Below are 8,196 nucleotides of genomic sequence, written 5' to 3'. Positions count from 1 at the left end.
CCTGTTACCGTTGACTTTAGGGCGGTGCCTGTTAAGGTACCAGCATCTGCTTGTACTGTTATATCTGCACTACCATCAAATGCTTCTCCGTTTATATTTTTAGTTGCAGCTAATTTTGTGGCTGTAGCAGCATTACCTGTGGTAGAACCTGAACTTCCTGTTATACTTCCTGCTATTGGAGCTGTTACCGTTAAGTTTGCTAATGTTCCCACACTTGTTAAACTGGAACCTGTAACTGTTGATTTTAAGGCGGTACCCGTTAACTGTTCTGCTGCAGCTGCTGCGTAAATCGTAATATCTGTACTTCCATCAAATGCCACTCCATTGATATTTTTTGAGGCTGCCAGTTTTGTTGCTGTACCAGCATTACCCGTAATCGTGGTTTGATCTCCTGTGTTAGTGCCTGTTATAGCCGCCAGTTTTGTTCTCTCAACTGAGGTGTAATCATTACTTGATAAGTCCTTACCGCTAACTTTAGCAACTTTTAAGTCTAAATCAGTTTGGCTAACCAATAATATCCATGAATTTCCAGAATAATAATAAAACCCTGCAGGAGCAGAGGTTTGATAAATCATTAAACCTGCGGCAGGATTGCTAATGGCATCCTTCTGAGTGGCAGTGATTCTGGGAATCAATATTCCTTTATTATTGGTGCTAGAGCTAACTTCCAATGCTGCTGAAGCTGCTGGAGTGTTGGTGCCAATGCCGACCTGGGCATACAGTTTAGAACACAATAATAAGAGGGTAATTGGAACTAAAAGACTTATTTTAGTTTTCATAGATTTCAATTTGTTACCTTAAACTTCTGGAAAGATTTTATTTATATAGTAAACCTAACAAGGATACATATAATTTTATAATATTTTAATTTCTTAAGGCAGAAATACAGAAAAATTGAAGTATTTTAAAACAAATAAGTATAAATACTTTATCAGGAGATTATTTTTTTAAAAATATACTTTAAAGTAAAAAAAGAATTTTACAATTGAATTAATAACAGAAAAAACATGAATTTTTTATTGAATAATTATTTAGTTTAAATCAAAAAGATACTATTTTAATTATAGCGTCCATTGTAAAATAACTCTTTATTCACTGCCCAGTGCCCACCAGCACTGGGTGTTTTATTTTACAACCATGACAAAAGAAACACTTTCAGAAATACAGGGGAGCTATAAACCAGGTTTAACTAGTTCTAAAACAATTAACACCTCAAGAGAGGCATTCGATATACTTGCTACATTATTTCCTCAAGATACGATATGCTTACAAGAACAATTTGTGGTACTTTATTTAAACAGAGCAAACAGGGTGCTGGGCTCTTATCAGCTCTCCAGAGGAGGTCTCACAGGCACTATTGCAGATGTTAGGCTAATCTTATCTATAGCACTAAAAACTCTAGCTTCAGGGCTTATTTTAGCTCATTTACTTATGTTGAATTTTAATTTTTAACCAATAATCAAAAACCCCTCTTTACATACGTATTGAGGGGTTTTTTGATTTAGCGGTAGCTGGAATGGTAGCAGGAATTGTTATTTTGATAATTTAGTAATTAATTTTTGACATTACTGATTTGGCGTAAGGATCATATTTATAGATATCCTCTTCAATAAATTGATTTCCTTTTCGAATAAAAACTGATTTAAATTTTGTTTCTCCATTGTCTGCAGCATCTAGATAAGTAATGTCTTTCAGCCCGTCATTGTTAAAATCTCTATAAATCAAATTTGACTTCCAGAATCCTTTACGTGGATTATTAATCGAATATTGAAACCAATCCGTTTTAATCTCAAAACTACCAGATGCATTTTGTAAGTAAACAACTATGTTCCAAGTTTTATATTCAGTTTGATTAAGGGCTATGATATCAATATTCCCATCTTCATTTAAGTCATCAAATTGATAATCTTCTTGACTAATTAGTTTTAGATTGGGGTCAACCTTTGGTAATCTAATAACACTTGAGTTGTTAAATTTCCCACCACCTTTATTTAATAATATTTTGGTGCTGCCTATATAGTTTGGATCATTACTTTCGGTTTGTTGAAGAATTAAATCATTCCAACCGTCCTTGTTTATATCAAATATCGAAACATCGTTTACACCGTTTTCAATACAAGTCGTGCAGATTTCTCCAAATCCATTATTATTTGTAAATCTCACGATTGTACCACCAATTAAATTTACTATGGGAAAGGAGAAAAATGGAGTTGAGTCTGTTTGAAAAAAAGGAGGAGAATTTTTACCCCATAATATTTTAAACCAACTTCCAGATGATAAAACAAGGTCTGGTATTTTATCTCCATTCAAATCTCCAATATCTGCGCCCTCGGCAGATATTTCAGGATTCATATGTGAAAGTTCTGCTATATCATATTTCCCTTGTCCATCACTTATCAAAACTTTCACTTTTTTGGGACTATAAAAATAATTTCCTTCATCTTCAAGTGTCAATAATACCATATCAACATAGTCATCATTATTTAGATACACCGGAATAGTTTTTGATTTATTACCATCAAAACTTTTTATGGTTTGGTCTTTTAATAAATTTTGCTCTTCAAATATCTTTTTAGTGGGATTCCAAATCAGAAAGGTCATACTCCCTTGAATACCATTGTAGCTTGCGCCGGGATTAAAAATATCAATCCATCCATCATTATTAAAATCGCCGCAAGCCATTTGGATTAAAAAAGTATTATATCGGTTTCTAGTCCCGTAGGGAGTTTGATAAGCTACAACCATTAAATCCATTAATACTTCTGTATTTTCCCAATAATATGTACCCAATAATTTAGCTTGTGGGTGTACTTTATATCCTTGAAAGGAGGCTAGGGGATCTATTGGCGCAGGTGTTGTAATTGGTGCTGTGCCTGTTGCTTGTTCAGATTTTTTACAAGCAAATAAAGAAGATAGAAAGATTAGAATTAAAATTTTTTTCATGATAGACAAGCAAAGTTATGGATATAAGTTGTTCTACCCATTTCTGCTATTAATATTCATGTTAATTGAGTGACGTCACGCATATTACAGTGCATAACATTCTAGAAATAGAAATTTTACCTCTGCTTATCATTATTCATTCTCCTCTTGAAAAAAAGTAAAGCTTCTATAATTAGGTAAGCTGCTGTAAGTATTGTGATACTCAAAATAAAAAATCCTGTATAAAAATTATGGTTCAAATGACGGACACGAAAGCCAATTAGGTCTGATAATTGATTGTGCTTGTAGTGGATTAATATCTCATTATACATGCCTAAGTACATAAACAGTATGGTACTAATTAAGATCAGTATCAAATAGGTTTTTAGTGGTTTCATGATGTTATTTATTGCAGAGGGCTGATTTTTCATTTTTTTACATTTGAAATTAAACATTTTGTCTAAGTAATCCATGGCAAAATTATAGGGAAGATTAACCAATACCTTTAATTCAACTTAATTTGGGATAGGGCACTATTCAAAATCTTGGATGAGTATGAATAACTTATGTGACTTCCCGCTTATCACACAATGTCACATTATTTATTCTTCACTCTATTATGAAACTGTTTATTTTGTTCAGCAGTATTATTTACCCCAACATGAACACCTATCCAAAGAGATTAACGATTCTTTTACCGGCATTGATTCTTATTATCTCCTGTTCCAAAAAGCCACAAACTACCACTCCCATTACGCCCACAACTTCTATAGTAACACTTAGAGATTATCTACAACCTTCTTATATTTTATCAAATTACCAGAACTGGATTGATCCCAATACCCTATTTGAATCAACTGGAAATCTTACTCCAAAAAATCTTGACCCTACTGATATTACATCAAGTAGCCAATTAGATATTGATATGGATGGAGATGAAGATATTTTTTCTTTTAAAAACTACGACATCAACATACCCGGTAACGTTCCTCCACCCGTTTTATACTTAAACAATGGCAAGGCCTTTATAAAAAGTTCCTGGGCTGGTCCATCCACTATGCGTGGAAATAAAACCTTAGTGGGTGATTTCAATGGGGATAAAAAACCAGATATTTTTTCTGTTGAAGCCTATGACCCACCGAATACTTGCAACTGTATGCCGGATATGACCACCAATAAACTACTCCTGAATATGGGAAGTAATTTAACTAATGTTAAAGAAATTAGTGGACTGAGTGGATTTTGGGTTTCGGGTTGTTCTGGTGATATTGACAAAGATGGTGATCTAGATGTACTAGTTTTTAACTTTCATCTAATGCATAATGGAGTTAAGAACAAACTATTATTAAATGATGGATCGGGGAACTTCACCACTACTGAAATCTCAGGGATTAGCGGCATCTCACTGGTAGACGCCAGCGAGCTAATAGATATCAATAAAGATGGTTACTTGGATCTTGTTTTAAATAACAGAAATCAGGCAGGTAATGCAAATCAACTTAGGATATTTTGGGGAGATGGAAAGACTTTTAATCTTTCAAATGTTACTAATATTTCAATTCCCAATATTGGGGTTTATGATATTGATGCTTATGATGTAAATGGAGATGGCACTTTAGAAGTCATTTTGTTTAGTATTGATCCGAATGGATGGGCGGTAGATTTTTATGGTTCGACTGACAAAGGCGGTTCATTCGCTAATCAAAGTTCCAAATATATTTCAACCAACACTAATATTACTGCACAAAACGGCTTCATTCACGTAAAGCATATTTTTATTTCTGACATTGATAATAACGGGAAGGTTGATATTGTAAGTTCAAACCGATCAGTAAATGTTAGATGGGAGCAAGATGCAGGCGGGGTTTTTAGAAGGAAATATTAACAAGATGGGTTAGGGATTTTATGAGTAGTTTGAATACTCCTCATCATTTACCAAACTATAGATTAGTGTTACTAAACTCCTTGGATAATTAGAACTATGAAAAAATACAAAATTTTGCATTTAGCTTACAAACAAAAACTACACATTTTGAGGAGGGTATTTTTAACAATATTCATTGGGTTTATTTTTGCTGCTTGCAGTAAAATGGAAAAACCCTCGATAGTTCCACCAACAACTAGTATTCCATCAAATATTGTAAACAAAAGTCCCAAGTATTCAGGAATTAATTCAACAACGAGCAGTAGTTTTGCGAATCAGATTTTCCCGGGTTTTTATATTACGGTTGAGAAAGCATCAAAATATAAGTTTCAAATTAATGAAATTTCACCAATCAGCGCAGATTACCGATTTTGGGATCCCTCTAAATGCTATTTGGACTATAATTTGGACGGGAAATTAGATATGATGGCATTTTTAACGAATTTCAAGGATGCCCCTTTTGCTTCAAATTTCGGGAAAATATTATTGGTAGATGATTTTTTGGGCGCAGCACCCAAATTGAAGGTGGTTGATGCGAATAGAAAATTTATGCCGCGTTTAAAAACAATTGACTTAAATAATGATGGAGTTTTCGAGGTTTTATTCTCTGCAGAAGAAGATCATATGTTAGTGAATGGCACTTATGGTAGCCCAACGTCATTTCAACTAGCCACAATCAATAATAAGGGGGATATAACTTACAAGCAAATCGGTGAGCCTGTTTCAATTCATGGGCAAAGCCTTGGAGATGTTGATAAGGATGGGGATTTAGATATTTTAGTCTGGAGATCAGCTTATACGAATCCTAATAATGAAGATTTGGGTTCAATGCCAATTTTATATCTTAATGATGGTTCTAATAATTTTCTGAAAACAGATAGCTTTTCCCAATTCAAAGGGTTAGATAAAATTCTTCCTGTACAACCTAATGGGAAAAGGAAGAATTATGCTGCCTCTACGGTAGAGTTGTTTGATGTAGATGGTGATGGAAATTTAGATATTTTAGCATCTTATACTCACAATCAAATAGTCCCAACTTGGGAGTATAACCACATTTCGACAAGAGTTTATTGGGGTAATGGATCTGGAACTTTTGATTTTGAAAACAGGTTCTCAGATTTACCTTTAGAATACCTACAGGGACTTGGCATTGCGAATAATATAAATGTTAGCCCACTAGGCTTCTCATTTGTTGATTTTGATAAGGATGGCGATATAGATATTTTAACAGTAAGCACACCTAATTATGGTGGATATATTATACAACTTTGCGAAAATCTTGGGAATAGGATGTTTAGAGATGTCACTAAAGAAAAATTTGATACCTATAACTCTATTTTTCCAAGAAATAGCCAAGTTCGCGGCACTTTCCCCAATTTTTATGAATTGAGAATTTATGATATTGATGATGATGGTGATTTTGACCTTATTCCAAACCATGTTGCTACTTGGGATATTTGGGAATTCTCAATTTCACAAAATCTATATTGGGAAAATACAGGAAATGGTTTTAAAATAAAAAGATAGTATATCAATCTAAAACAAGTTTACATGTTATTTAAAAGCCTTAAACGCCCCTATAAAGGTCGCGAATAGGGGTATTCGTAAAAGTTGAAATGACTCTGTTAAAATAAATCACTTTCAGGCGTTAAAAACTATTTTGAATAGAAAAAATCTTACATTTAAACAAAGAAACGCTCTGCAAAAAACTGTCTACTTTCTTTTACGACATACAAAAACCGAAAACATGAAAAAAAGTTTATTATTTCTTTTTTTACTACCCCTAGTTTTATTTGGGCAAACTGCGACAATCACCTTAGAAAAATTAAAGGAGATTTCCATTGTTGATCATAAAGTGATGATGCCTATGAGGGATGGTATCAGACTGGCAACAGATATTTACAGACCTAAAAATCCAGGTAAATATCCGGTTATATTCTCAAAAACTCCTTATAATTTCAATCAATGGGTTGATGGAAAGGAAATGATCAGGCAATATGAAGCAGCTTATGATGCGGTACAAAAAGGCTATGTTTATGTGGTACAAAATGAAAGAGGACGCTTTTTTTCAGAAGGTGTTTGGGATATATTGGGTACCCCGACTACAGATGGATATGATGCATTCACATGGATTTCTTCTCAGGAATGGTCTAATAAAAAAATAGGTACCATAGGTTGTTCTTCCACTGCAGAATGGCAAATGGCGGTCGCATCTTTGGATCACCCTGCGCATGTTGCACTTATTCCCCAGGGTTTTGGTGCAGGGGTAGGAAGAATTGGCAATTTGTACGAACAAGGAAACTGGTTTAGAGGCGGTGCTCAGCAAATGTTATTTACTTCATGGCTTTATAGCGTTCAAAATGATCGTGTTAGGCCAATGTTTCCTGCAGATATTACGCAAGAAGAATTAATCAGAGTATCAAGAAATTTTGATTTAGCCCCAGAAAGCCCTAAAGTAGATTGGGGAACTGCTCTTAAACACCTGCCAGTTCAAGATATCATTAAAAATGTAGGTGGACCAATTGGCGTTTATGAGGATATGATTCGCAGAAAACCTAATGATCCTAAATGGTATAAGGGAGGCCTTTTCCATGATAATATGCCATTTAATAAACCATCCTATTGGTTCGTTTCCTGGTATGATGTAGCATCAACGCCAAACATAGCTCTATTTAATCTTTTAAGAGATAAATCAAAATTTCCAAAAGCGGCAGATAACCAATACCTCGTTATTGCACCCACATTGCATTGTTCTTTCAAGAGAGCTACAGAAAACACCATTGTTGGAGAAAGAAGTGTGGGAGATGCCAGACTTGATTATGATGCAATGACCTATGGCTGGTTTGATTACTGGTTAAAGTCTGAAGAAAATGGAATAAAAAGTAAAATGCCCAGAGTTCAATATTATACAATGGGCTCTAATAAATGGCAGCAAAGTGAAACCTGGCCTCCAACTGAAGCAATGGCCACCACTTACTATTTAAATAGTGCTGGTAAAGCAAATACAAGAAATGGAAATGGTAGCCTGGTTTTGTCGCCCAATAAAACTGATCAACCAGATGAATTTGTTTATGATCCATTGAATCCGGTTCCTTCATTTGGTGGGAATGTTTGTTGTATAGGAAATGCCATACAAGGCGGTTCTTTTGACCAGCAAGCGATGGAATTAAGAGAAGATATATTGGTGTATTCCACTCCTCCATTAACAGAAGATGTTGAAATTAGTGGTTTTATTGAATCTATTCTCTATGTTTCATCTGATGCAAAGGACACTGATTTTACCTTGAAATTGATTGATGTTTATCCAGACGGGAAAGCTTATAATTTGGATGAAACGATACAGAGAGTAA

6 protein-coding genes are annotated in these 8,196 nt (G+C 34.3%); 4 read left to right on the top strand and 2 right to left on the bottom strand.

The features are described 5' to 3' along the window. Positions 1 to 779 (bottom strand): hypothetical protein (locus ACILQF_RS07895; protein WP_395626876.1); only part of this gene is annotated, 779 nt, incomplete at its 3' end. A gap of 358 nt (positions 780 to 1,137) precedes the next feature. Between ACILQF_RS07895 and ACILQF_RS07890 the strand changes: the two genes are divergently transcribed. Further along, the gene (locus ACILQF_RS07890; protein WP_395626875.1) at positions 1,138 to 1,452 is read left to right on the top strand and encodes a JAB domain-containing protein; all 315 of its coding nucleotides are present in this window, start codon (positions 1,138 to 1,140) and stop codon (positions 1,450 to 1,452) included. Positions 1,453 to 1,545: 93 nt separating this feature from the next. Here ACILQF_RS07890 and ACILQF_RS07885 read toward each other — a convergent pair whose 3' ends face one another. Beyond that, positions 1,546 to 2,943: an FG-GAP repeat domain-containing protein gene (locus ACILQF_RS07885; RefSeq protein WP_395626874.1), complete on the bottom strand. Its 1,398-nt coding sequence runs from the start codon at positions 2,941 to 2,943 to the stop codon at positions 1,546 to 1,548. 640 nt (positions 2,944 to 3,583) lie between these two features. On the opposite strand from ACILQF_RS07885, the gene ACILQF_RS07880 reads away from it, so the two are divergent. The 3 genes from ACILQF_RS07880 to ACILQF_RS07870 all read left to right on the top strand — a co-directional run. Further along, positions 3,584 to 4,807, top strand: coding sequence for an FG-GAP repeat domain-containing protein (locus tag ACILQF_RS07880; protein WP_395626873.1), 1,224 nt, complete (start codon positions 3,584 to 3,586; stop codon positions 4,805 to 4,807). A gap of 204 nt (positions 4,808 to 5,011) precedes the next feature. Beyond that, positions 5,012 to 6,373: an FG-GAP repeat domain-containing protein gene (locus tag ACILQF_RS07875; RefSeq protein ID WP_395626872.1), complete on the top strand. Its 1,362-nt coding sequence runs from the start codon at positions 5,012 to 5,014 to the stop codon at positions 6,371 to 6,373. Positions 6,374 to 6,593: 220 nt separating this feature from the next. Continuing rightward, positions 6,594 to 8,196: CocE/NonD family hydrolase (locus tag ACILQF_RS07870; protein ID WP_395626871.1), on the top strand; the 1,603-nt coding region annotated here is incomplete at its 3' end.

Origin of the sequence: Daejeonella sp., from assembly GCF_044232565.1 — a bacterium.
Classification (GTDB): Bacteria; Bacteroidota; Bacteroidia; order Sphingobacteriales; family Sphingobacteriaceae; genus Daejeonella.
Note: the sequence above shows the minus strand (reverse complement) of the source record. Positions and strands in the feature narration are given on the sequence as shown.

Bases quoted from the DNA above. Each gene is read 5' to 3' on its own strand.
- ACILQF_RS07885 (WP_395626874.1), bottom strand. From the start codon at position 2,943: ATGAAAAAAATTTTAATTCTAATCTTTCTATCTTCTTTATTTGCTTGT.
- ACILQF_RS07875 (WP_395626872.1), top strand. From the start codon at position 5,012: ATGGAAAAACCCTCGATAGTTCCACCAACAACTAGTATTCCATCAAAT.
- ACILQF_RS07890 (WP_395626875.1), top strand. From the start codon at position 1,138: ATGACAAAAGAAACACTTTCAGAAATACAGGGGAGCTATAAACCAGGT.
- ACILQF_RS07880 (WP_395626873.1), top strand. From the start codon at position 3,584: ATGAACACCTATCCAAAGAGATTAACGATTCTTTTACCGGCATTGATT.